We start from the raw sequence: 21,486 nt of genomic DNA on the forward strand, positions 1-21,486 counted from the left end.
AGGTTAGTCGTAGCGGGCGAGGGTGCGGTCCATGCGCTGGGAGATGCCGTTGGGGTTGCGGCGGGGCGGGTCGTCGGCGCGGCGCGCGGCGAGGCCGTCGCGTGCGCCCCGGACGGTGTTCTGGAGGACGGCGCGACCGTTCGCGGCCCACTCTGAGGGGCGTTCGTCGCCGGTGAGCACGTCCCTGGCGACGGCGAGCGCGTCGGTGACGGCGTGGCGGCCGATGCGATAGGGGACAGTGGGGTGGACGCCGTAGTTCTTCGCGAGGCGGTAGGCGAGCGAGCGGTACTTCACGCCCCAGAGCGGCACGTCCGGGTCGGCGGCGACGCGGTGGGTCACGTCGTCGGCGTCGGTGCGGACGACGGCCATCCCGGACTCCCAGGCGACGGTGCGGTTCATACCGGCGAGTCGGTGCGCGGCGTCGCGGGCCGCGCCCGTTTCGAGGTACTCGTCGAAGCCGTCGAGCGCCTCGATGGCGTCGCGGGTGAACGCGACGTTTCCGCCGTCGAAGTACGTGACCTCGCGACCGCGGATGCGGCGGTGCTCGACGGATTCGGTCGTGTGGCCGCCAGCCACGTCCCGGTGGACGGGGCCGGTGACGGCGTCGGCGTCAACGAGACCGTCGTGGACGGCGTCGGTCCAGCCTTCGCGGACGCAGCTCGCGTGCCCGACGAGCGCGAGCGCGTCGCCGGTAGCGGCGGCGAGGCCGGCGTTCCGGGCGGCGTTGACGTTCCGCTCCGAGAGTTCCAAGAGCACGTCGACTGCCGAGTGGTCGCGCACCAGACCGCTCGTACCGTCCGCGGACGGGCCGTTCACGACGACGATCTCGGCGTCCGGCGCGTGCGCGCCGAGCGCGTCGAGGGTCGCCGCGAGGCGGTCGCGGGCGTTGAGCGTGGGCACTACCACCGACAGGTCCATACCCCGTGATTCGGACGTCCGACCAAAAACATCCCGGCACGACCGCGAAAAGTCCGGAATATTACACTCTGGCGTCCCAGTAGGAGACGGAAGCGAGCGCGTCGCCGACGCGCGTCCGACCGAGCGACGTGTCCGCGGACCGGAGCGTGTTCGCCAGCCAGTCGGGGAGTTTCCGGTAGAGACCGTAGGGGAGGACGAAGTCGTGGTTCGCGCCCGCGAGTCGGAGGTTCGCGCCCGTGACGAGGTCGCGGACCTCGTCGTCGCCGTACAGCCGCGACCCCATCGGGAGCGCCCAGTTGTAGAGCGAGCGCGTCGAGGTGTCGTTGAACGTGTCGAAGAACACCTGGTTCTTGGAGACGCGCGCCATCTCGCTGAGGAACTTCGCGGGGGTGTCCGCGAGGTGGAAGAACCGCATCGCGAACACGGTGTCGAAGTGGTCGTCGGGGAACGGGAGGCGGGCGGCGTCGCCGCGCATGAACTCGAGGTGGTCGTCCACGCCCGCGGCGCGCGCCTTCTCCCGGCCCTCCTGAAGCATCGCACTGGAGATGTCGAGGCCGACGATGTCCGCGCCGCGGTCGGCGAGCATCACGGTGAACCGGCCGGTGCCGCAGGCGATTTCGAGGACGCGTTTGTCCTCGACCGGGCCGAGTGCTTCGAGAACTGCTCGTTTCTCGCGTCGGTCGATAAGCTGTCCGCCGCGGGAGAATCGCTTCTCGTCGTACTCCTCCGCGACGTCGGAGGCCTGGTACCACTCCTGTCCCTTCACGCTACCTTCACGTCCACGCCCGGCCCCTAAAACCGTACTGGAACGCAGGAGGGTTACGCGGTGACGACGCGGTCGGGGCGGATGCGGACGACCACTCGCTCGCCGTCCTCCTCGCCGTGATGGGGGTACTCGTCGACGTCGAAGTAGCGCCGCGCGAGCGCGTCGATGTGTTCGATTGCGCCGGTGGTGTCGACGCTGTCCACTTCGCCGCGGACGGACAGGTAGCGGTAGGGGTCGTCGGGGTCGGTGATGGACACGCCGACCTTCGGGTTGGCCCGGACGTTCTTCTCCTTCCGGCGGCCGCGCGCGGTGTTCACGAGGAGGTGTTCGTCGCCGCTCGACCACGGGTGCGCGTCCTCGCCGGGCGCTTCGTACCCGACCCAGACGGGCGTGGTGTGCGGGGTGCCGTCGGGCATGACGGTGGCGAAGTGCGCGAACGATTCCGTCTCGAAGAGGTCGCGGTAGTCCTCGGGGATTGCGGCCATACCCGACCGTCGGCCCACACACCCATCAAGCCCACTACCTAATATTGTATTAACCCATTAGACAGCAGTATAGCCAACCTTTACGTATAGGTGTGTGGCAGTAATTGTCATGAGTACGACCGCGGAGCAACACGTGGCCACGGACGACGAGGAATTCAGGGAGCGCCTGCGCGAACTCCCCCCGAGCGCGAAGCTCGTCGCGAAAGTCCTCGAAATGGACTCCCCGCTCTCCCAGGGCGACCTCGCGGAGGAGACGCTCCTCCCGGACCGCACCGTCCGCTACGCGCTCAACCGCCTCGACGACGCCGGCCTCGTCAGCGCCCGGTACAGCTTCGAGGACGCGCGCAAGCAAGTGTACTACCTCGACGCGTAACTTTTCCTCCCCACGCCCCCACGTCGGCGTGTGTTCGAACGAATCTCCGTCCCGGTGGCGACGCGCGCCCCGACGGGCGCGACGAACGCCTACCTCGCAGACAGCGTTCTCCTCGACCCCGCTGCACGCAGCGACGCCCTCGATGCGCGCGTCGCCGAGCGCGACGTGACCCACATCGCGGCCACGCACACCCACGAGGACCACGTCGGCGCGCTCGCGCACTACGCCGAGGAGACCGGTGCGACCGTGTGGGCGCGCGCCGGCCGCGAGGAACGGTTCGCGGCCGCGACCGGCGTCACGCCCGACCGCGTGTTCCGGGAGGGCGACGCGGTCGGGCCGCTCACCGTCCTAGAGACTCCGGGGCACGCACCCGACCACGTCGCGTTCCGCGGCGGCGACGAACTCGCGGTCGGCGACCTCGCGATGGCGGAGTCCAGCATCTTCGTCGGCACCCGGGACGGCGACATGCGGGCGTACTACGCCAGCCTCCGCCGCCTCCTCGCGCGCGACGCCGCCACGCTCTACCCGGGACACGGCCACGCAATCGAGAATCCCGACGAGCGAATCGCGGACTTACTCGCGCGCCGCGTCCGCCGCGAGCGGAACGTCGAGCGCGCCGTCCGGGAGGGCGCACGCGACCTCGACGACATCGTGGACGCCGCGTACAGCCGCAACATCGCCGACGTGCGCGACCTCGCGGCCGAGACCGTGCGCGCCCACCTCGAAAAGCTCGCCGTCGAACGCCGCGTGCGCTGGTATCCCGCGGACGACCGAGCGACGCCGGCGTAGACGGGCGAGCACGGAGTTTTTCATCACAGAGCGCGACGAAGCGGTATGGAGTCCCTCGACGCTGAGCTCGAACGCGCCCGCGCCCTCGACGAAGCCGCGTTGGCGGACGCCATCGAGACAATCGGCTTCGAGTGCACGCGCTGCGGCGAGTGCTGCACGGCAGACCCGAAACCCACCGTGGACGACGAGGATGGGGAGCAGGCCGCCGACCCGCACACCGCGACGGTGTTCCCGGGCGAGGTGCGCGACCTCACCAACGAGACGGGACGCGCGTGGAACGACGTGGCGCGCCCGATGCCCTATGGACTGGACGATTCCGGAGAGGGCGAGACGTTCGAGTGGGCGCTTCAAACGACAGCCTGCGGCGACTGTACCTTTTACACCGAGAAGAACGGCCAGGGAGCGTGTACGGTGCACGAGGACCGCCCGCTCATCTGCGAGACGTACCCGTTCAGCGTCGCGCTCGGCGGGACGAGCCAGCCGATGGGCGAGGCCGTGGACGAATCCGGGATGGTGCGCGCCCACGAGTGCGAGGGGCTCGGCCGCGACATCAGCCGCGAGGACGCCGAGGTGCTGGCGAGCGCGCTGAAGGAACGCGCGGTTCGAGAACTGGAGGAAGCCATCGCCGTTCGGGACAACTACGAACCCGCGCGACCCGACTCCGGCGCGGTCGTCCACGATTCCGAGGGCGCGAAACGCCCCGACGGAACGCCCTACGAGGGGTGACGCAGGCCATACTACTAAGACCACCCCCTCCCTGCGTTTGGATGAGTGTCTGACTATGGAAATCTCTGAGAAACTGCTGTGTCTGTTCAACGGCGAAGTGTCCGTGAAGGACGACGAGTACGTCGTAACGGTGCCGAAGAGCGAGGTCGACGCGGGCTCCATCGACCCCGGCGAGGTGTACCGGGTCGCGCTCATCGCGCGGGACGGCGAGGAGGAGCGCACCGACGAGGAGCGCGAACGGAGCGCCGCAGGTGAGCCGCAGCCGCCGGTCGAGGAGGGCGAAATCCGGTACGTCGAGGTCGAGGATATCGGGAAGCAGGGCGACGGTATCGCGCGCGTCGAGCGCGGCTACGTCATCATCGTCCCCGGTGCGGACATCGGCGAGCGCGTGAAGGTCGAAATCACGGAAGTGAAGTCGAACTTCGCGGTCGGCGAGGTGCTCGACGAGGACGTGACGGAGTAGCTACACCGAGAGGAAGCGGGAGAGGTCGACGTCGGCGTCCGGGAGCGTGTCGTGGGGGCGGGCGACGACGATGTCGCCCGCGGTCCCGCTGCCGATGCCGGGAATCGCGGTGAGTTCGTCCATCGACGCGGCGTTCACGTCGAGCGGATACGGCACGCCGGTCACGGAGCGGAAGCCGTGGTCGGTGATGACCACGTCGGTCGTCCGGCCGAGTTCGCGCTCGCCGGGCACGGCGACGAGGAGGCTGTACGTGCCGAGCGACCGCCCGAACGTCTTCCCGTCCTGATGGTACTCGAAGTGGACGTCTTCGAGCACCGCGCCCGGCGGGACGACGCGTTCGAGCATCGGCTGGTCGATCTCCTCCCGAACCTCCGACTTGTACGTCTTGAAGCGCTTCTTGTTGGCGTGCGCGACGTCCGCGCCGGTCTCGTCCATCTCCGTGCCCTCGAACGCCATCACCTGCCGGATGTTGATGCGGCGGAGCATCAGGCCGGCGTCGTACACGTCGTGGAGGAACTGCTTGTTGTGCTCGTAGGTCTCGGGGCGTTCGCCCGTGAGGCCGTGCAGGAGGTTGATTCCCGGCAGTAGTTTGGGGAGGCGGGGGGCGTCGTCGTCGCGGTCGGGCCGCCAGCCGCCGGCCTCGTTCACGATGCGAACGGCCTCCAGGCACTCGTCGGCGGTGACGAGGAGGTTGTTTTGCTCCTGCACCACGGGATCGGCGGATTCGAGGCCGAACGCGGCCGTGTCGCCGGGCGTGTTGTGTTCGGCGATGACTTCGATGGCCTCCCGCGACTTCTCGGGGTAGTCCGTGATGGTCACGGGGTTCATGTTGTCGAGGTGGAGCGTGCGGAGGTCGGGTGCGACCTCGCGGATGCCGCCGTACAGGTCGCGGAGCGCGTCCGGATTGGGGGCTTCGCCGTCTCCGCCGAACGCGAGGATGTCGGCCTGTCGGCCGAGGCGGAAGTCCCGCACGCCCGCGTCGGAGAGCGCGTCCACCTCCTCGACGACCGACCGCGCGCTGCGGAACGAGGGGTCGCCGTACATCGGTTCCGTGCAGAACGAACACCGGTACGCGCACCCGCGAGAGGTCTCCATCTCCGCGATGAGGTAGTCCGGATAGTTCGGGTGCTGTTCGACCACGAACGCGCCCTGTTCGGCCCAGCGGTCGATCTCCTCGTTGTCCCGGTAGCGGTTGTTGAACCCCTCCAGGCCGCTCTCCACGAGGTCGTGCGCGGCCGCTTCGATGTCGGCCATCGCGAGGAAGTCGAAGTCGAGGTCCTTGCGCTCCATCTCGGACGCGCCGGCGTTCTCCTCGCCGACACCGAACCGGATGGGGCCGCCCATCAGGCTCACGCCGTCCGCGGTCCACGCCAACTCCCGGACTTCGTCGGGTTCCGCGGGCGTGCCGCCGACGTAGCTCCCGGGAACGGTCATGCCGCCGATGTAAATCAGCAGGTCGGCCTGTTCCACGTCGAGCCAGCGCGAGCGCTCCTCGCGGAGCGCGTCGATGGTGTAGTAGGTGACGTTCTCCGCGGGGACGCCCGCGTCGACGAGCGCGCCGGCGGTGTACCGCGGGTAGGTCGAGATGTAGGGAGGGACGCCGAAGTGCGCGGGCTCGTCGACGTAGCCGTCCACGAGCACGACGTCGAGGTCCGCGGCAGCAGTCATAGGGGAACGAAGAGCGCGAGCGAATAAAGGCTACACGAAGATGTGGCCCTCAGCGGGGTCGACCGGGTCGACAGCGAAGTCGGGGTGGTGGCGGGCGGTGGCGAGCGCGGCGAGCGCGCTGTCGAGCGCATCGCCGGTTGGGTCGTCGAGGAAGCGGTCGCGGGGGACGCCCGCGAGGGCGACGCCGGCGTCGGTGAGGGCGTCGAGAATCGTCTCGCGGCGCGCCCTGCTCGCGGCGGTGTCGGTCTTGTAGTTCTCGCGGGGCGCATCGAGTCGGTCGAGCGTGCCCGCGGGATAGGCCTCGACGAGCGTCGGTCGGTCGTCGCGGGGCGCGTGGAACGGCGGGCACGCGATCGATTCGGAGAGGACGAGCGGGCGGAGCACGTCCCGCATCGCGTGGAACGCCGCGGTGTTCAGGATGAAGCCGTACGCGCAGAGCGCGCCGTGTTCGCGGTCGGTCGCCCGCAGGCGTTCGACGCGGTCGCCGTCGAGGCCGCGGGCGCGGTCGAGACACGTCGCGCGGAAGTCGTCGGGGTCGGCGAACTCTCCCGGGAACGAGAGGAGGAAGTGCCGCCAGTCGTCGTGTTCGTGGAGGGCGCGCGGGAGCGCGAACGGCGCGTCAAGCCCGATGGCGTCCTCACCGGAGCGGGCGGCGAGGAACGCCCCGAGTTCGGGGAGTACGTGCTCGCGGTCGCTCGACCCGAAACGCTCGCCGGCCAGCCAGCAGTCCAGTACGCGAATCCCGTTCGATGTCGGTTCGGCTTCGGTGACGCGAATCTTCGCTCCGGCGTCCGCCGCGCCGCTGAAGTCCACGCCGTAGACAGTCACGTCCGATGGTCGCGGCGCGCGGAGAAAAGCGTGCAGGCCGCCCACGGGACTTATGCCGCCGCCCGTGGTACATTCGGGTATGCCTGCGACGCTCGAAGTGAAGTGTACGAGCGACGACTGCGAGATGGACATGTTCGAGATGCACTACACGTACGACATGCCGGACGACGTCGGGGTGTCTGACTTCCAGTGCCCGTACTGCGGCGGCACCGACTGCTTGGAGGCGTTGTCACCGTGAGGTTCGAGTCGGTGGGGCGGTCGGTCGGAAACGCCGTGCTCTCCCGACTCGGCCGCGCCGCGAGCAAGGTCGGTGAGGAGACGCCGCTCCCGGTGGACGTGCTGGAGGACGAGGACGAGTACCTCGTGGTGTTCGACGCGCCCGGCGTCGCCGTGGAGGACGTACAGGTCGGGTACACTGGGGGCGACGTCGAAGTCCGTATCGAGCGGTTCCGCGACCCCCACGCGGGGTTCGAGATGCGGTATCCGGGTCGTGCGCTCGCGCTGGACGGCCGCGCTGAACTCCCCGAAGACGCTGACGTAGACGCGGACGCGGCGCGCGCCGAACTCGTCGACGGGACGCTGCGCGTCTTCCTTCCGAAGAACTAGTCCGGGTCGCTCCCCGAGCGCACGCGGAACTCCTCCTCGCCGGTGAACCGCGTCGGGTCGAACGGATTGATTTCCTCGCGGGTTCCGAGAATCTGTTCGGCGACGGCTTCGCCGGTCGCGGGTGCGCGCATGAAGCCGTGGCCCTGCCAGCCCGCGGCGACGAACAGTCCGTCGCGCAGCTCGCCGAGCAGGGGGTTCTTGTCGGGCGTGGCGACGCAGAGGCCCGCCCACGCGCGCTCGGCGGAGATATCGGCGGCGGGGAGGCGGTATCGGAGTTTGGCGAGCGTCTCCTCCACGAAGTCGTCGTCAGCGCTCCGGTCGTACGTGTCGGGGTCGAACTCGCGGCGCTGCGTGCCGTCCCCGGCGAGCACGCCGCGGGCGTGGGGGCGGGCGTAGTAGTCGCGGGTCGCGTCCCAGAAGAGGGGGATGTCGAGGCCGGACGCGACGAGCGCCTGCACCCGATAGGGTTTCAGCGGCACGCGAACCCCGGCGTCCGCGAGCACGGGTTTCGTGTGCGCGCCCGCCGCGACGAGCACGGCGTCGTACTCGACTCCGTTGACGCGCACCGGGTCGAGCGCGACCGTGGCGTGCGTGCCTTCACGAATCTCCGCGCCGGCGTCTCGGGCCTTCGCGGCGAGGAGGTCGGCGTAGGTCGCGGGCGTGGTGTAGCCGGCGTTTCGCGCGACGGCCGCGGCCGCGATGTCGTCGGTGCGGAGCGCTGGGTACTCGGATTGGAGTTCGTCGGGACGCAGGTGGGCGACGTCGAGTCCCTGCGCGCGCATCTCGTCCGCGTCGCGGGCGACGGCGTCCGCGGCCTGCCCGGGTTCGGTGGCGAACCAGACGTAGGGCGCGCGCTCGAAGACGAACTCGCCGTCGCCCGAGAACGCCTCGAAGCGCTCGATTGCGCGCGCCGCGATGCGGGCGTCCACGTCCTCCGCGTACGCGTCGTACAGCAGGCCTGCGGCGCGGCCCGTGCTCTCCGCAGCCACCTCGTCGCGCTCGTACAGCGTCACGTCCGCGCCGCGTCGCGCGAGGTCGTACGCGGCGGTGATGCCGACCGCGCCGCCGCCGACGACCGCGACCGACTGGGTCATGGCTCGGACACCGCGTTCGGGCTACTTAGCGTCCGTGCCTTCCGCCCGCGGCCACTTTCACTTTCACCGCGCACGGGTCGACTTGATAACCCGAACGCGACTACGATTGGGTATGGCCGCGAAGCAATCCGAACGAGTCGAAGTGTCGGACCTCCCCCTGAACCAAATGGAAGCGTTCGTCGCCGGCGCGGACGACGTGTACGTCGAGCGAACGCCCGCCGAGACCTACGTCGTCACCGAGTAGTCTCGTTCTCGGCGTCGACGACGCGTTCCGGTTCTCGAGGCGGTTCCCAGTCGAGCGCGAGTTCGAGGAACTGCACGAGGATACGCGCGGTCGCACCCCAGACGGTGTAGCCGTCGACGTGGAAGAAGTGAACGATGGCCTCGCCGTACCGGGGGTGAGTGCGGTGTTCGACCTCGTAGTTCTCGGGGTCGACGAGCCCCGAAATCGAGAGGAAGACGACTTCCGCGACCTCCCGTTCGTCTGGCGTGTACTCGCGGTCGGGGACGCGCGCGACGAACGGCGTCACGGCGTACGATGAGGTGGTGCGGATGTCGTCCAGTTGGCCGACGAACTCGACTTCCTCCGAGCGCAAGCCGATTTCTTCGTTCGACTCGCGGAGCGCGGTCGCGCGGAGGTCGCGGTCGCTCGGTTCGCGGCCGCCGCCGGGAAAACTCATCTGACCGGGGTGTTCGCCGAGGTGGTCGGCGCGCTTCGTGAACACCAGCGCGGGGCCGTCGGGACGCTCGACGACGGGCGCGAGCACCGCGGCGTCCCGGTCCTCGTCCTCGATAGTGGCTGGTTCGTGCGCGGCGACCCGACCCAGGTCCATGCTCTCACGTACTCCCTCGGACGCCATTAACCCTCCCGTCGGTCGGCCAGTCGCTCGCGGAGGCCCGCTGCATCGATGTCCGCCCAGGTCGCCGCGTCGTACGTCACGTCGACGAGGACGTCGAGGCGGTCGGCGTCGGGGTCATCGGCGATTTCGGCGGCGAACCGGGCGCGGAGCGCGTCCGCGCGTTCGTCACGGGGAACGTCGCGGCGTTCGATGTCGAGGATGTGCGGGAGGTCGGGTCCCCCATCTGGGACGGTGGGGAAGGCGGCGGGTCCGGGCACGATGAGGTCGGCGTCGTCCCGGGTGACGGCGACGAGCACGTACTGGTCGAGCGCGCGCTCGATGGCGGCGTCCACGGCGTCCGCGTCCACGTCCTCGCCGCGTTTGAACGCGAGTTCGTGGAGGGCGTCCGCGAGTTCGTCGCGAGTGAGTGCGCCGAACAGGTCGACGACGCCCGCGAGTTCGTCGAGCGTGCGGTCCATACCCGTGAAAGCCGACTCTTCCGTCATGAGTCTACCGCGTCCAGGTCGGCGGCCGCAGCGGCGCGGACGTCTTCGGCGTCGAGCGCGGTGTCCTCCCAGGCGGGCAGGCGGTCGTCGCCTTCGGGCGGACGGACGGCGTCCGCGTACTCTGCGACCTGCGCGCGTTCGTCTGCAGGGTCGTAGTCGAGGCCGTTGAACGCGGCGTCCGCGGCGTACCCACGGACGTATCGGTGCGCGGTCTCCCGGTAGCGGTCGGGGAGGGTGTCGTAGTCCACGCTGACGCCGTGGTCCTCGCAGGCGCGGAGGAGCGCGGCGACGACGCCCGCGCTCATGTCGGAGAGTCCGGAGGGCCCGGAGACGGCGCGGTGGTCGTGTTCGTACCGCCCCAGGTCGACCTGGGCGGTGCCGTCGAACCCGGCGGCGTCGTAGGCTTCGCCGAGCGTGCCGACCTCCAGTCCCCACGTGCGGGGGACGCGGATGGTTCGCGCGACGTCGCCGGTCATCGCGCACTCGCCGGCGAGCGCGTACCGGAACGCACCGAGGTAGTCGAGAATCGGTTCGTCGGAGCGCGCGTCGAGCGCGTCGACGAGCGGTTCGTAGCAGAGGCGGAAGAGGCGGCCGTAGAGCCGCTGATTCTCGACGCGGGCGTAGTAGCCCTTCACGAAGTCGAACCCCGCATCGAGGGGGTGGAGGAGTTTCGGCACGTCCCGCGCGGAGTACGTCTTCGTGTCGGCGTCGTGGACGGCGAGGAAGTCGGCGTCGGCCGCGACGCCGAGCGCGAGCCAGATGTCGCGGCCCTTCCCGGCGTCGCCGTTCAGGCCGTGGTCTGCGAGCAGCTCGGCGACCCGGGGGCCGTTACACCAGAGCACGTCGAGCGGAACGTCGAAGGAGTCGAGCCACTCCGCGAACGCGCCCGCCTTCTCCGCCGACGCGCGGAGCGGAACGACGACGCGGTCGACGTCGAGGGTTTCGAGCGTGGAGAGTACGCTCTCGGGCGCGAGGCCGCCGTACTCGCGTTCCGTCATCGGGACGACGACTGTCGCGCGCTCGGTCGGCGCGTCGGGGTGGGCGTCCCCGTAGTCGTGGAGCGTCGCCACGCGCTCCTGCGTGTAGTCCATATCCCACCGTCTCCCCGCGGCGGCATTTAGGTTGGCGTCTCGGCCGCGCCCTCCGGAAGCAGGTCGGCGCGGTACGCGACGACGAGCACGACCACGAGCGCGCCGAGCGCGACGGCGAGCAGGCGGAACACGAGGTCGTAGGGGAGGTCGGTGCTGAGCACGCCGACGACCGTGCCGCCGGCGGCTTGCATCGTCATCATGCCCGCGCTGTACGCCGAGTAGGCGGAGGACCGGTCGGCGTCCGGCAGGCTGTCGAGGAGGAAGGTGTCGATGGTGGGGAAGAGGCAGTGGACGACCGCGCCGGTCGCGAGCGTGGCGACGGTGACCGCGACGATGCCGGAGGCGTACGTGAGCGCGAACAGGCAGACGACGAACCCGGCGAGCACGGAGAGGAGGAGGGGGACGTAGGCGACGCGGTCGGCGAGTCGGCCGGCGAACCAGAACGCGGGGACGCCCGCGGCGAACATCCCGGTGAGGAGGAGGTTCGCCGTGCCGGACGTGAGGCCCTTGGCTTCGACGGCGTAGAGCGTGTAGAAGTTCCAGAAGCCGTTCCAGACGAGCGTGGTGACGCCGAGGATGGCGATACCGGTGAACACGAGCCGCCACTGCCGGCGGACCGCGCGGACGAGGTGGCGGTCGTCCGCACCGGCTTCGGGGAGGTCGGCGCGCCGCGTGGTGACGAAGAGGACGAGCGTGGTGAGACCGGCGACGGCGGCGAGCAGCCAGAACACGGTCCGCCAGTCGGTCACGCCGAGCAACGCGCCGACGGTGACGGGCGCGCCGACGGCGGCGAGCTGCATCGCGGTGCCGTGCACGCCGATGACGCGCCCCACCCGCTCCGGGAACAACTCCGAGATGAGGGGGTTGGCGGCGATGAAGTACGCGCCGGAGGAGACGCCGATGAGGAACCCGCCGACGAACACCATCTCGATGGTCGCGGCGAGCGCGGTGAACGCGGACGCGCCGGTGAGGAACGCGCCGGTCGCGAGGACGACGCGGTGGCGCGCGACCCGCGTGAGGAGGTAGCCGGTCGGGATGCGGGGGAGCGCGCTCCCGAGCCAGACGAGGGAGGCGGTGACGCCGACGGTCGCTCGGTTCACGCCGAATTCGGCGATGAACGGGCCGTAGAGCGGCGCGAACGCCACCCGGCCGAAGTTCACGAAGAACACGAGCGCGCACAGCGACCCGAACACGTGGACGCGGCGCGAGCGATTCGACGCTGACACTGGTGGGGGAAGGACCGAGCGCGGTTCAAGCCTTCCGGAGTCCGCGCGTGGGTTTTTACGGCGGGCGCGCGAACCCCGAGCCATGAAATCAGTCAGGAAGGGCCTTCGGGCGGGCGAACTGGAGAAGGACACCTACGACCGACTGGTGTGCGCGGAGTGCGGGGAGAACCTCAAGACGGAGAACGACCCGGACGAGGTCGGGAGCGTCCGCGTCTGCCCCGAGTGCGGGCGGCGCTGGCAGCAGATATAGCGCGTCAGTACGCGTCGAGGGCGGCGCGATAGCCCTCGCGGAACGTGGGATAGGCGAACTCGTAGCCGAGTCGATGCAGCAGCGCGTTCGAGCAGCGTTTGCTCGTCAGCACGCGGCGCTCGGCCGCCTCGGAGAGGTCGCCCGCCCGCAAGCGCTCTTCTTTCGTGCGTTTCAGCGGGCGCGGGACGCCGGCCTCGTCCGCGAGCCAGTCCGCGAACGCGTGCTTCGAGACGGGTTCGTCGTCCACCGCGAGCAGTACCTCGGGCACGTCCTCGGTGAGCGCGAACCGCACGACTCCGGCGGCGTCGTCCCGGTGAATCATGTTCAGGTAGCCCGCCGTCACGGGGCCGTCCAAGTAGCGTTCCAACCGGTAGCGGTCGGGACCGTAGAGGCCGGCGAACCGGACGACCGACCCGTCGATGCCGTGGTCGGCGGTACGTTCGCGCGCGATGCGTTCGGCCTCCACGAGCACCTCGGTCTTCTCCGTGGTCGGGTCGAGCGGCGTGTCCTCGTCCACCCAGCCGCCGTCGTGGTCGCCGTACACGCCCGTGCTCGACGTGTACACGAACTCGTCCGGCGGATTCTCGCGTCCGCCGAAGTGGTCGATGGCGGTGCGGAGGCCGTCGACGTACACCTCGCGCGCGGCGTCAGCGTCCCGGCCGCCCGAGGACGCGATGAACACCACCGCATCCGCGTCCGGCACGACTTCGAGACTTCCTGGGTCGGTCACGTCGGCGCGCACGCCGTCGAAGCCCGCGTCCGCGATGGCCGACAGCCCGGCGTCCGAGCGCCGGACGCCGACGGGGTCGTGGCCGGCGGCGGCGAGCTGGCGGCCGAGTTCGAGCCCGACGTAGCCACACCCCAGAATCGCGACCCGCATCACCAGGGGTTCTCGACCGCGAGGTAGTGATGGATCTGCGCGTACTCTCGGAGCGTCATCGGCTGGCGGCCCTCGACCTTCTGCTGAACCTCCTTCGGGTCGAGCGCGGCGTCGATGCCGTCCGCGAGCGAGTCCACGTCCACGACCGCGGAGCTCATCTGGAGCATCACGTGGTCCTGAAGCTCCAATCGGACTGTCTCGGCGTCCGGCCAGTCGTCCGTGAGCGCGAGGATGTCCGCTGCTTCGGAGACGGTGACGGGGTCGCCATCGCCGGATTCGATGTCGGTGACGCGCTCGGAAGTCAGTCCGGTCGCGTCGGCGACCGCGTCGACGCCCTCGGCCTCGATGACGGTGAGCAGGGCGGCCTCGTACTCCGCGAACACCTCGTCCGCCGAGACGGACTCGGGTTCGGAGATGGTGTCGGTCAACATAGCCCGGGATAGGCGACGGGCGCGTATGTGGTTTTATGTTACCAGCCGGGCGAGCGCTCGTCCGCGTTCCCATCGGTGTCGCCGACGCCGCGCGGACCGGGCGGAACCGCGGCGACGACCACCGTATCGAACGAGAACTCAATCCGGGTGTTTCGTCCGAGCGTCTCCGGGCGGCCGTCACCATCTACGTCGAACGAGACGGCAGCGTCCTCTCGGACGTACTCGTACGCGCCGACGTCGAACCCGGGCGGGAGCGCGCCGCCGGTGATGGCGACGCGCTCGTAGCCGCCGCGGACGGAGACCGTCCAGGCGTTCACGGTCGCGTACCAGAACCCGGGCAGGGGAACGACCGGGAGGCCGGCGGGGAGCGCGGCGAGACGACCGCCGAGCGCCCGGCGGACGCGGTTTGTGGACGCGCGGCCGAGCGCGGCGGTGAGTTCGCTGCGGGCGGTCTGGCGGGCTGCGCGCACCACGTCCTCCGACACGCCGCCGCCGTCGCTCCGGGCGAGCGCGCGGGACTCGGCGCGGAGCGCCGCGGTGAGCACGACCCGCTCAGTCCCGTGCGTATCCGAAGCGGCGACGACAGCCGCAGCGAGCGAGCCGTTCGTCGCCGCCCGCGCCCGCGCCGCATCGGTTTGCCAGCGGGCTGACGCCCTCGAAACCGCGCGTTCCGCCGCATCCGGGTCGAGTCGTGTTCGGTCGGCGACGACCGACGCGAAGCGCTCGCGGACGCGAGCAGTTTCGGCGCGAACGGCGGCCGCGAGGTCGGGCACGCGGTCGGGAGCGGCGGCGAGGAGGTCGGCGGCCGTCGCGAGCCGGACCGCGCGCTTGCCACCGTCGAACGCCGCGTCCACGACGGTGTCGGCGGCGTCGCCGTACGGGAGCGAGAAGACGTTCACGTTCCGCGCGGCGAGCGCCTCCGTGTCGACCAGCGAGAGGTATCGCGGGGACGCCGACACCGAAGACACGACCGTCTCCGGGGTCTCCCTGGTCGTCGCGCCCGTCGGAATCCACCCGCCGAGTCGAGTGACGGTATCTCGGAGCGCGCCGCGAACGCCGGCCGAGTCGGCGGCCCGGTCGCGAACCAGGGCGAGCGTTCGGTCGACGTAGCGGGCGCGGGACACGACTAGCGCGCGCTCCGCGAGCGATTCGTAGTGGGCGGGCGCGTCGAGCAGGCGACCGCGGTCGGCGGCGAGCGTTCGCGCGAGCGCCGCGACCGGTGACGACGCCAGGACGCTCGCGCCGCTCACGCGAACCGCCGTCGAGGTGTTCGCGACGCGGTTCCGGGTTCGGCCGAGCGACCTCGCCGCGCGCTCCCGGAGCGCCGACGGCGGCGCGACCGCGACGGTCTCAGCGAGAGCCCCCACAGCACCTGTGACGGCGTTCGCGGCCAGCGCGTCCGCGCCGTCGGGGAGGAGCGCGCGCCGAACCGCGGCCGTCACCCGTTCGTCGAGCGCGTCCACGGGCCGCGCGGGAACGCCATCGAGCAACGCGGGGCGCGCGGCGAGCGCGACGGAGACATGGTACGTCGAGCGTTCGACGCTGGAGAGCGTACGGACCGCCGACCCGTTCGTCCACGAGGTTCGGGTCGTTCGCGTCACGGTCACACGGCGGTCGATAGTCTCGAGAACGGTGAAATCACGGGGAGCGTCGACCGGCCGGGCGGGAGCCGCCGTGACGGCGGTCTCGCTCGCGGTGTCGGTCGCGCGCCGCGTCCAGTTCGCCGGCGGTGTGGCGGCGTCGGCCCGATGGGCGGTTCGCGTCACGCGGACGAGGCGGCGCGCATCGACCCGATAGGCGTCCGCGAGCCCTGACTTGAGACCACCGTCGAGTGCGTCGAGAAGCGCGCTGTCGGCGGCCGCGGCGGGCGTGAGCGACGATTCGGCAGTCGGGTCCGGCGGTGGCTGCGCGGGCGTGGCGTTCATCGAGTCGAGAATACGGGTCGCACGCGCTCGGGCGCTCGACCGGGTGACCGCGAGCGCGTCGGTGACGCCGGTGAGCGCGTACGCGCGGCCGACCGCCGCCTCGGATGGATTCGACGCGCGGCCGAACGTCGCGCGCAGCACGGCGAGCAGGCCGTCGTTCGCCGCGACTTCGACGTGGCGGTTCGCGAGGACGTTCGCGATGGGTGCGCCGGCGTACTGCGCGAGGCCGCGGGCGGCCGTGTAGGGTGTGAGTCGCAGCGTCGTCTCCCGGGCGAGGCCGTAGCCGTCGACGACGCCGCGGTCGACCCGCGCGGCGAACGACGCCGTCCGGTCGTGGAGTGCGAGTACGGGCGTGTCGACGACGACCGAGACGGCGCGCTCGCGGACGCCGACGGTCTCGCCGTTCTCGGTGACAGTGAGCGTCGCGTTCCGGACGGTAACGCAGACCCGACCCGGCCGGACCTCCCCGATTTCGACCGCGCGAATCGCCCGGCGAGCGTCGTTCGGACCGTCTATCACGTCGAGTGCTACGCGGGCGGTCGCGTCGCCGTGGCGAGCATTGAGGTCGGCGAACGCCGCGCGTGCGGCGGCGTAGACGCGGAGCGCGAGCGCGTCCCGGAACGCGGAGTCCTCGCGGAGAGCGCGGCCGTACGGCGTGTCCGCGGGAGTGACGACGGGGTTGGCGGCCGAGGCGGCGCTCGCTTCGATGGTCGCGCGTTCGAGCGCGACGCGTGCGCCGGCAAGCGCGCGGTCGGCAGCGCGGTCGGCGGCGTTCGTTCCCGTGGTCGTGTCACGGGTGGCGAGCGTCGCGCCGACGGCGGTTGCGGTGACGAGGAGGACGACGCCGACGAGCGCGAACGGTACGCGGCCGCGGTCGTCCATCACGCCCACCACCGGCGGAACACGACCGTCGCGTTCCCGACTCGGAGAACCGCGGCGGTCGTGTCCGCGGTTCGGGGCGGCGACGGACCGATTCGAAGCGCGTTCTCCTCGCGGTGGACGACGACGTTCGACCGTCCGGGAAGCGCCACGAGATGCTTCCGAACGAGGGCGGTCACGTCGCGAGCGTACGCGGATTGCGGGCGGGGTGCGGCCGCGGCGAGGTGGGTGGCGACGGTGGCTCGAACCGGACCAATCGTAGTGTTCACGGTCGCGGTGGTGACCGCGAGCGCGTCCAGTGCGGGACCGGCGTCGGGCGGCGACAGTTGCGGCGCGGGCGTCAGGACGAACAGGGCGGTGACGGCCGCGGCGACGAGGGAGACGGCGAGAACGGTGTCGATAGCGGTGCTGACGCCGCGAGCGCTCACCACACGATCACCCGGAGGCGACCGAACCGAACGTCGCCGGGCGCGACCCGAACCGGGACGGGGCGGCTCGCGGCGTCCGCGCCCGCTGGCGGAACTGGCCCCGCGGTCCACGTTCGGTCGCCCGCAATGAGGGTGACGTTCACGGCGCTCGAAGTCGCGCCGAGCGCGTCGCGGATGTGGTCCGGGCGGGCGACAGCGTCGACGAGGACGGCGTCGGTCGCGGCGTCGAGGACTGGTGGAGCGCGGTCGCGGTCGGCGGTCGGGAGGCTGTGGTCGTAGGCGGTCGCGTAGCCGGCGAGCGCGGTGCAGAGAACGGCGACGCAGACGAGCGCGACAACCGGTTCCGCCTGCGCCCTAGCCGACGAGGACGACATCGACCCCCCGCCACGCGAGGTGGCGAACGCGGAGCGTTTCGGCGGCCCGCCAGTCCGGGTTGCGGGCGCGGGCGTCGACAGCGGCGCGAACGAGTTCGAGTTCCGTGTCGAAGACGAGCGCGGGGTCGCGGCCGGCGAGCACGGCGGCGAGCGGCCCATCAGGTGGCACCGGAACCACGCGCGCGACGAGCGCGGCGGACGCCGTTCCGCCGGCGCCGCGCAGGCCGATGCTTCGGGTGGTGACGCGGACGCTGTCGACGTTGAGGTGGACCGCCGTATCCGTGTCGTAGTCGCTCTCGGCGACCCGGTCGACCGTGGCGGCGACCGCGGTCGCGTCGGGCGGCGGCGCGGCGGGGATGGCGAGCGCGGCCGCGACCAGCGCGGCTCCCACGAGCGTGAGGCCGAGCCAGGTCGCGAGCGCGTCTGCGGCGTCGAACACGCCCCTGGCTGTGCCGGTATCTGATTTAAACGCTCGTGACGACCGCGGCGGCCGTGGCGACGACCGGATACGCGAGACAGGCGGTGGCGAGCGCGCGTCCGGCGGCGTGGGCGGCGCGGGCGCGGTCCGCGCCGTGCTGGACGACCGACGCGAAGACCGGGAGGAGCACCGCGAGCGCGGCGACGTATCCGGCGACGACGAGCGCGAGCGCGTCCGGCGAGTACGGAAGCGCGCCGTCCCCGAACGGGCGGAGGGTGCGGGCGAGCGCGACGGTGACGCCGGCGACGCAGGGTGCGACCCAGCGACCGGTCGTGTCGAGCGCGTTCGTGACGGACGCGAGGTCGGCTGTGGTGTCGCGCTCGACGCGGACGAGGCGGTCGAGGTGGTCCGCGAGCGAGACGAGCACGCGACCGCCAGGCGGGCCGGCGGCGACCGCATCCGCGAGCACGGCGACCGTTGACCGTGCACGAACGCTCGGGAGGTCGGTCAGCGCGCCGTGCGGGCCGAGGAAGGCCGTGTGAGTGTCGACGGTAAGCGTTCGCTGGAGGCGGCTCGCGTCCGCGAATACGGCGGCGACGGTGCCGTCGAGTTCGTCGGCTGCGGCGGCGAGCGCTCTCTCTGGCGGACGGCCGCGGCGGACGTGCTGACCGACGACGACGAGCGCGTCGGGCAGCCCGCGTTCGAGCGCGGCCACTTCCTCGCGCACGGCGAGGACCGGCTGCGTCCACCGAACCAGACCCGCGCCGAGTCCGACGACGGGCGCGAGCGGGAGCGCCCACGGCGCGAGAACGTGGAAGACGGTGAGCGCGACGATGGCGGTGGCGACGGCGTACGCGAGGGCGGGGCGGGCGCGGCCGACGAGCGCGGGGTGGTCAGCGGGTATCGGGGCGGCCGGAAAGGCCGCGGGGCGGCGCGCGAGGACGACGGTGATACCGCCGGCGAGCGCGAGCGGAAGGAGTACGTCGTAGACGACGGCGAGGCCGATGAGCGGAACGGAGATACCGGAGACCGGTGCGACGGGGAGCAGGCCGACGAGGGCGAGCGGGAGGACGACGCCCACAGCGTAGACGGCCGTGACGAGCGTCGAGAGCGTGCTCGCGTAGTCGGTGACGCGGTCGACGACGGCGTCGAGCGAGACGGCGAGCGCGCGGTCGAGGAGGCGGTCGCGTTCCCCGTCGGGGGCGTTGGTGGCGGCTTCGACGAGCGCGACGGACCGCGCGAGCGCGGGGTCGTGGTCGCGCCACGCGCGCCGGAAGCGCGTCCAAGCGGTGGTTGGTGCGCCGAGCGCGTACCGAACGTGGCCGGCGAGGCGGTCGGCGAGCGGTCCGGGGGCGTCCGCGGCGAACGCGGCGGTGTGTTCGGGCGTCGGTTCGAGCGCGCCAGCCAGAACGGCGCGGCAGACGAGGTCGGAGCCGTCGCCGAGCGCGCGCGAGCGGGCAGCGTCCGCGGCGAGGGTCGGAACAGCGAGGAGGGCAGCGGCGGCGAGCGACCCGAGCGCGAGCACGGCGAGGCCGAGCGCGGGCGAGATGAGGACGAACGTGGCGAGCGAGAGAGGGACAGTGAGGGAGACGACCGCGAGGGCGGCGGACCGAACGGTCTCAGCGTCCTCCGGGCGGTCGAGGAGCGCGAGCGCGCGGTCCAATTCGGAGTCGCCGCCCGGCGAAACGGGTGCGAATCGGGCGAGGCGGGCGACGACGGTCACGCGAACCGCTCCGTGCGGTCGGCGATGGCTGCGCGAACGTCCGCGTACGTCTCCGCGTGGTCGGCGAGCGACGCGACGAGCGTCGACTCGCCGCGGTCGACCAGGCCGGACGACGCGAGACCGTCGGGCGTGCGCTCGAAGAGCGCGTGGAACTCGCTGTCGAACTCCTCGACAGCGACCACCTGCTTCCCCTCGGCGGTGTCCGCGAGCGTGACGACGAGGTCGGTCGCGGCGAACGAGTTCGCAGGAACGCCGAGGTCGGAAACGACACGCTCACGCACGTCGTCACCGCCGTCACCGTGAATGGTTCCGAGTACGGCGCTCGCGCCCGCGCCGGTCCGCATCGCCTCGTACAGCACGCCGGCCTCCGCGCCGCGAACCTCGCCGACCGCGAGCGCACTCTCGCCGAGGCGGAGCGCAGTTCGGAGCGCGTCCGCCGTCGACACCTCCGCGCCGTCGCCGTCCGCGGTCGCACGGAGCGCCTGCACGTCCCGGCCGGCCGCCTGAAGGCCGGGAACGGGGAGTTCGGGCGCGTCCTCGATGACGACGGTTCGAGTGTCCGCGGGGAGTTCCCAGAGGAGCGCACCGAGGAAGGTCGTCTTCCCGGCGGCGCGAGCGCCAGCGACGAGCACGGCTGCGCCGCGCGCTACCGCGACGGAGAGCACCGCCGCGGCGTCCGGCGTGAGCGTGCCCGTCTCGACCAGTCGCGGGAGCGTGAAGCGCCGGTCGCCGTGCGCGCGGAACGCGAATCCGACGCCGTCAGCGACCGGTTCGGAGACCGCGGCGACCCGCACGCGGTCGGCCGCGCCCACGTCGGTGAGCACGGCGTCGAGCGTGGGGTTCACGGGCGAGAACGGCCGGCCGCTGGCGGCGCGGACGCGGGACGCGAGCGCGTCGACGCCGCGGGACGTGAGGCGGACGTTCGTCGGGAGCAAGCGGCCGTCGAGGACGACCCGCAGGCGGGTGTCGGCGGCGGGTGCGGACGCGTACACGTCGGTGACGCGGTCGTCCGCGAACAGGTCGTCGAGTACGCCGTATCCCCGTGTGTGCTTCTCCAAGACGCCGGCAATCGCTCCCGAGGACGCGGTGGTGCGGTCGGCGGCCCGGGTGGCGGCGCGGTCGCCCGTCACGACGCCGTCAGCGAGGAGTTCGTGCGCTCGGTCAAGCGCTCGGTAGGCGTCGTCGCCGAACGCGGACTCGGGCGGTTCGAGGCAGTACGTTCGACCGTTCGGACCGTCGTATCGGCGGGCGGTCGCCCCACCTGGAAGGTCGACGGCGTCGACGAGGGCGGCGTCGGCGGGCGGGTCGGGGTCGACGCGGGCGTGAGCGATTCGGGGGCCGACGAACCCGCGAACGGCGTCGTACTCCGCGACGCCCTCAGCGGCTACGGCAAGACCGGTTTCGGCGGCGATGTCGGCGATGGGACCGGCGCGACCGGTGGCTTCGCGGGCGGCGGCGAGCGGATCGGTGGCGGCGAGCGCGGCGAGGCGGGCGTCGCGGTCGCGGACGCGGGGAGCGAACCGGCCGGCGGCGACGAGGAGCGCGGTGGTGGCGTCGTCGTATCGTCGGTCGCGTCCGACCTCGCGGACGACGACGGCGTCGGCGTCACGGTCACTGAGCGCGGCGACGGCGGTCTCGCGGCAGGCGGACGCGGCCGCGAGGTCGCCGTCGCAGTCGGCCGCGTCGAGGACGAGCGTGTCGCGTTCGAAGGCGGGTCGGCAGCGACACCCGGTGTCGGTGTCGCCGCCGAGGAGCGCGCGGAGTCGTCGCATGGCCCCGAGTCGTGCCGTTTCCCTACTT

At 71.6% G+C, this 21,486-nt stretch carries 26 protein-coding genes; 8 read left to right on the plus strand and 18 right to left on the minus strand.

Annotated features, from left to right (window positions below; genetic code table 11):
- Positions 1-3: 3 nt before the first annotated feature.
- The 3 genes from ACOZ4O_RS05400 to ACOZ4O_RS05410 all read right to left on the minus strand — a co-directional run bounded on the left by ACOZ4O_RS05400 (position 4) and on the right by ACOZ4O_RS05410 (position 2,169).
- The gene (locus ACOZ4O_RS05400) at positions 4-918 is read right to left on the minus strand and encodes a glycosyltransferase family 2 protein (RefSeq protein WP_424524295.1); all 915 of its coding nucleotides are present in this window, start codon (positions 916-918) and stop codon (positions 4-6) included.
- Positions 919-979: 61 nt separating this feature from the next.
- Positions 980-1,684: a class I SAM-dependent methyltransferase gene (locus ACOZ4O_RS05405; RefSeq protein WP_424524296.1), complete on the minus strand. Its 705-nt coding sequence runs from the start codon at positions 1,682-1,684 to the stop codon at positions 980-982.
- Between the two features lie 53 nt (positions 1,685-1,737).
- A complete protein-coding gene (locus ACOZ4O_RS05410) occupies positions 1,738-2,169 on the minus strand; it encodes a PPOX class F420-dependent oxidoreductase (RefSeq protein WP_424524297.1) in 432 nt (143 codons plus the stop codon).
- 109 nt (positions 2,170-2,278) lie between these two features.
- Between ACOZ4O_RS05410 and ACOZ4O_RS05415 the strand changes: the two genes are divergently transcribed.
- The 4 genes from ACOZ4O_RS05415 to ACOZ4O_RS05430 are packed head-to-tail and all read left to right on the plus strand — an operon-like array spanning position 2,279 to position 4,520.
- A complete protein-coding gene (locus ACOZ4O_RS05415; RefSeq protein ID WP_145843932.1) occupies positions 2,279-2,542 on the plus strand; it encodes a helix-turn-helix domain-containing protein in 264 nt (87 codons plus the stop codon).
- A 30-nt stretch (positions 2,543-2,572) separates the two neighbouring features.
- Positions 2,573-3,331 (plus strand): MBL fold metallo-hydrolase, encoded by a 759-nt coding sequence (locus ACOZ4O_RS05420; protein WP_424524298.1) that lies wholly within the window; start codon positions 2,573-2,575, stop codon positions 3,329-3,331.
- A gap of 45 nt (positions 3,332-3,376) precedes the next feature.
- Positions 3,377-4,057, plus strand: coding sequence for a YkgJ family cysteine cluster protein (locus ACOZ4O_RS05425; protein ID WP_424524299.1), 681 nt, complete (start codon positions 3,377-3,379; stop codon positions 4,055-4,057).
- A gap of 55 nt (positions 4,058-4,112) precedes the next feature.
- The gene (locus ACOZ4O_RS05430) at positions 4,113-4,520 is read left to right on the plus strand and encodes a TRAM domain-containing protein (RefSeq protein ID WP_424524300.1); all 408 of its coding nucleotides are present in this window, start codon (positions 4,113-4,115) and stop codon (positions 4,518-4,520) included.
- On the opposite strand, the gene ACOZ4O_RS05435 is transcribed toward ACOZ4O_RS05430, so the two are convergent.
- Together ACOZ4O_RS05435 and ACOZ4O_RS05440 are read right to left on the minus strand one after the other, a co-directional pair.
- Positions 4,521-6,188: a radical SAM protein gene (locus ACOZ4O_RS05435; RefSeq protein WP_424524301.1), complete on the minus strand. Its 1,668-nt coding sequence runs from the start codon at positions 6,186-6,188 to the stop codon at positions 4,521-4,523.
- A gap of 30 nt (positions 6,189-6,218) precedes the next feature.
- A complete protein-coding gene (locus ACOZ4O_RS05440) occupies positions 6,219-7,016 on the minus strand; it encodes a DUF429 domain-containing protein (RefSeq protein WP_424524302.1) in 798 nt (265 codons plus the stop codon).
- Between the two features lie 79 nt (positions 7,017-7,095).
- On the opposite strand from ACOZ4O_RS05440, the gene ACOZ4O_RS05445 reads away from it, so the two are divergent.
- Together ACOZ4O_RS05445 and ACOZ4O_RS05450 are read left to right on the plus strand one after the other, a co-directional pair.
- The gene (locus tag ACOZ4O_RS05445; RefSeq protein WP_424524303.1) at positions 7,096-7,254 is read left to right on the plus strand and encodes a DUF7559 family protein; all 159 of its coding nucleotides are present in this window, start codon (positions 7,096-7,098) and stop codon (positions 7,252-7,254) included.
- Positions 7,251-7,622, plus strand: coding sequence for an Hsp20 family protein (locus ACOZ4O_RS05450; protein ID WP_424524304.1), 372 nt, complete (start codon positions 7,251-7,253; stop codon positions 7,620-7,622). The genes ACOZ4O_RS05445 and ACOZ4O_RS05450 overlap by 4 nt, the downstream gene beginning before the upstream one ends.
- On the opposite strand, the gene ACOZ4O_RS05455 is transcribed toward ACOZ4O_RS05450, so the two are convergent.
- Positions 7,619-8,716, minus strand: coding sequence for an NAD(P)/FAD-dependent oxidoreductase (locus tag ACOZ4O_RS05455; protein WP_424524305.1), 1,098 nt, complete (start codon positions 8,714-8,716; stop codon positions 7,619-7,621). The two genes, ACOZ4O_RS05450 and ACOZ4O_RS05455, sit on opposite strands and share 4 nt — an antisense overlap.
- 112 nt (positions 8,717-8,828) lie before the next feature.
- On the opposite strand from ACOZ4O_RS05455, the gene ACOZ4O_RS05460 reads away from it, so the two are divergent.
- Complete coding sequence (locus ACOZ4O_RS05460) at positions 8,829-8,960, plus strand: hypothetical protein (RefSeq protein ID WP_424524306.1); 132 nt, start codon at positions 8,829-8,831, stop codon at positions 8,958-8,960.
- On the opposite strand, the gene ACOZ4O_RS05465 is transcribed toward ACOZ4O_RS05460, so the two are convergent.
- From ACOZ4O_RS05465 to ACOZ4O_RS05480, 4 genes are read right to left on the minus strand one after another with little or no spacing between them, the layout of a single operon-like run.
- Complete coding sequence (locus tag ACOZ4O_RS05465; RefSeq protein ID WP_424524307.1) at positions 8,950-9,549, minus strand: NUDIX hydrolase; 600 nt, start codon at positions 9,547-9,549, stop codon at positions 8,950-8,952. The genes ACOZ4O_RS05460 and ACOZ4O_RS05465 overlap by 11 nt on opposite strands.
- A gap of 26 nt (positions 9,550-9,575) precedes the next feature.
- A complete protein-coding gene (locus tag ACOZ4O_RS05470) occupies positions 9,576-10,034 on the minus strand; it encodes a DUF7109 family protein (RefSeq protein ID WP_424524308.1) in 459 nt (152 codons plus the stop codon).
- A gap of 23 nt (positions 10,035-10,057) precedes the next feature.
- Positions 10,058-11,152, minus strand: a complete 1,095-nt coding sequence (locus ACOZ4O_RS05475; protein WP_424524309.1) for a glycosyl transferase family 2 — start codon at positions 11,150-11,152, stop codon at positions 10,058-10,060.
- Between the two features lie 26 nt (positions 11,153-11,178).
- The gene (locus tag ACOZ4O_RS05480) at positions 11,179-12,378 is read right to left on the minus strand and encodes an MFS transporter (protein WP_424524310.1); all 1,200 of its coding nucleotides are present in this window, start codon (positions 12,376-12,378) and stop codon (positions 11,179-11,181) included.
- An 82-nt stretch (positions 12,379-12,460) separates the two neighbouring features.
- Between ACOZ4O_RS05480 and ACOZ4O_RS05485 the strand changes: the two genes are divergently transcribed.
- Positions 12,461-12,628: an HVO_0758 family zinc finger protein gene (locus ACOZ4O_RS05485; protein WP_424524311.1), complete on the plus strand. Its 168-nt coding sequence runs from the start codon at positions 12,461-12,463 to the stop codon at positions 12,626-12,628.
- A 4-nt stretch (positions 12,629-12,632) separates the two neighbouring features.
- On the opposite strand, the gene ACOZ4O_RS05490 is transcribed toward ACOZ4O_RS05485, so the two are convergent.
- The 8 genes from ACOZ4O_RS05490 to ACOZ4O_RS05525 are packed head-to-tail and all read right to left on the minus strand — an operon-like array spanning position 12,633 to position 21,458.
- Positions 12,633-13,508, minus strand: coding sequence for an SDR family oxidoreductase (locus ACOZ4O_RS05490; RefSeq protein ID WP_424524312.1), 876 nt, complete (start codon positions 13,506-13,508; stop codon positions 12,633-12,635).
- On the minus strand, positions 13,508-13,939 hold the full coding sequence (locus ACOZ4O_RS05495) for a DUF5791 family protein (RefSeq protein WP_424524313.1): 432 nt from the start codon (positions 13,937-13,939) through the stop codon (positions 13,508-13,510). Before ACOZ4O_RS05495 ends, ACOZ4O_RS05490 begins: the two co-directional genes overlap by 1 nt.
- A 38-nt stretch (positions 13,940-13,977) precedes the next feature.
- Positions 13,978-16,746 carry a DUF7286 family protein gene (locus ACOZ4O_RS05500; protein WP_424524314.1) on the minus strand — a complete coding sequence of 923 codons (2,769 nt, stop codon included), beginning with the start codon at positions 16,744-16,746 and terminating at the stop codon, positions 13,978-13,980.
- Positions 16,746-17,171, minus strand: a complete 426-nt coding sequence (locus ACOZ4O_RS05505) for a DUF7262 family protein (protein ID WP_424524315.1) — start codon at positions 17,169-17,171, stop codon at positions 16,746-16,748. The genes ACOZ4O_RS05500 and ACOZ4O_RS05505 overlap by 1 nt, the downstream gene beginning before the upstream one ends.
- On the minus strand, positions 17,168-17,545 hold the full coding sequence (locus ACOZ4O_RS05510) for a DUF7285 family protein (RefSeq protein ID WP_424524316.1): 378 nt from the start codon (positions 17,543-17,545) through the stop codon (positions 17,168-17,170). Before ACOZ4O_RS05510 ends, ACOZ4O_RS05505 begins: the two co-directional genes overlap by 4 nt.
- Positions 17,526-17,984 carry a DUF7283 family protein gene (locus ACOZ4O_RS05515; RefSeq protein ID WP_424524317.1) on the minus strand — a complete coding sequence of 153 codons (459 nt, stop codon included), beginning with the start codon at positions 17,982-17,984 and terminating at the stop codon, positions 17,526-17,528. Before ACOZ4O_RS05515 ends, ACOZ4O_RS05510 begins: the two co-directional genes overlap by 20 nt.
- Positions 17,985-18,009: 25 nt before the next feature.
- Positions 18,010-19,686: a type II secretion system protein gene (locus ACOZ4O_RS05520; RefSeq protein WP_424524318.1), complete on the minus strand. Its 1,677-nt coding sequence runs from the start codon at positions 19,684-19,686 to the stop codon at positions 18,010-18,012.
- Positions 19,683-21,458, minus strand: a complete 1,776-nt coding sequence (locus ACOZ4O_RS05525) for an ATPase, T2SS/T4P/T4SS family (RefSeq protein WP_424524319.1) — start codon at positions 21,456-21,458, stop codon at positions 19,683-19,685. The genes ACOZ4O_RS05520 and ACOZ4O_RS05525 overlap by 4 nt, the downstream gene beginning before the upstream one ends.
- Positions 21,459-21,486: the final 28 nt, after the last annotated feature.

This window comes from Salarchaeum japonicum (assembly GCF_049705945.1).
GTDB classification, from domain to species: domain Archaea; phylum Halobacteriota; class Halobacteria; order Halobacteriales; family Halobacteriaceae; genus Salarchaeum; species Salarchaeum japonicum_A.

Excerpts from the sequence above, each read along its gene's own strand:
- ACOZ4O_RS05400 (WP_424524295.1), bottom strand. The coding sequence starts at position 918 with ATGGACCTGTCGGTGGTAGTGCCCACGCTCAACGCCCGCGACCGCCTC.
- ACOZ4O_RS05410 (WP_424524297.1), bottom strand. The coding sequence starts at position 2,169 with ATGGCCGCAATCCCCGAGGACTACCGCGACCTCTTCGAGACGGAATCG.
- ACOZ4O_RS05415 (WP_145843932.1), top strand. The coding sequence starts at position 2,279 with ATGAGTACGACCGCGGAGCAACACGTGGCCACGGACGACGAGGAATTC.
- ACOZ4O_RS05425 (WP_424524299.1), top strand. The coding sequence starts at position 3,377 with ATGGAGTCCCTCGACGCTGAGCTCGAACGCGCCCGCGCCCTCGACGAA.
- ACOZ4O_RS05430 (WP_424524300.1), top strand. The coding sequence starts at position 4,113 with ATGGAAATCTCTGAGAAACTGCTGTGTCTGTTCAACGGCGAAGTGTCC.
- ACOZ4O_RS05435 (WP_424524301.1), bottom strand. The coding sequence starts at position 6,188 with ATGACTGCTGCCGCGGACCTCGACGTCGTGCTCGTGGACGGCTACGTC.
- ACOZ4O_RS05445 (WP_424524303.1), top strand. The coding sequence starts at position 7,096 with ATGCCTGCGACGCTCGAAGTGAAGTGTACGAGCGACGACTGCGAGATG.
- ACOZ4O_RS05455 (WP_424524305.1), bottom strand. The coding sequence starts at position 8,716 with ATGACCCAGTCGGTCGCGGTCGTCGGCGGCGGCGCGGTCGGCATCACC.
- ACOZ4O_RS05460 (WP_424524306.1), top strand. The coding sequence starts at position 8,829 with ATGGCCGCGAAGCAATCCGAACGAGTCGAAGTGTCGGACCTCCCCCTG.
- ACOZ4O_RS05465 (WP_424524307.1), bottom strand. The coding sequence starts at position 9,549 with ATGGACCTGGGTCGGGTCGCCGCGCACGAACCAGCCACTATCGAGGAC.
- ACOZ4O_RS05470 (WP_424524308.1), bottom strand. The coding sequence starts at position 10,034 with ATGGACCGCACGCTCGACGAACTCGCGGGCGTCGTCGACCTGTTCGGC.
- ACOZ4O_RS05475 (WP_424524309.1), bottom strand. The coding sequence starts at position 11,152 with ATGGACTACACGCAGGAGCGCGTGGCGACGCTCCACGACTACGGGGAC.
- ACOZ4O_RS05485 (WP_424524311.1), top strand. The coding sequence starts at position 12,461 with ATGAAATCAGTCAGGAAGGGCCTTCGGGCGGGCGAACTGGAGAAGGAC.
- ACOZ4O_RS05490 (WP_424524312.1), bottom strand. The coding sequence starts at position 13,508 with ATGCGGGTCGCGATTCTGGGGTGTGGCTACGTCGGGCTCGAACTCGGC.
- ACOZ4O_RS05495 (WP_424524313.1), bottom strand. The coding sequence starts at position 13,939 with ATGTTGACCGACACCATCTCCGAACCCGAGTCCGTCTCGGCGGACGAG.
- ACOZ4O_RS05500 (WP_424524314.1), bottom strand. The coding sequence starts at position 16,746 with ATGGACGACCGCGGCCGCGTACCGTTCGCGCTCGTCGGCGTCGTCCTC.
- ACOZ4O_RS05510 (WP_424524316.1), bottom strand. The coding sequence starts at position 17,545 with ATGTCGTCCTCGTCGGCTAGGGCGCAGGCGGAACCGGTTGTCGCGCTC.
- ACOZ4O_RS05525 (WP_424524319.1), bottom strand. The coding sequence starts at position 21,458 with ATGCGACGACTCCGCGCGCTCCTCGGCGGCGACACCGACACCGGGTGT.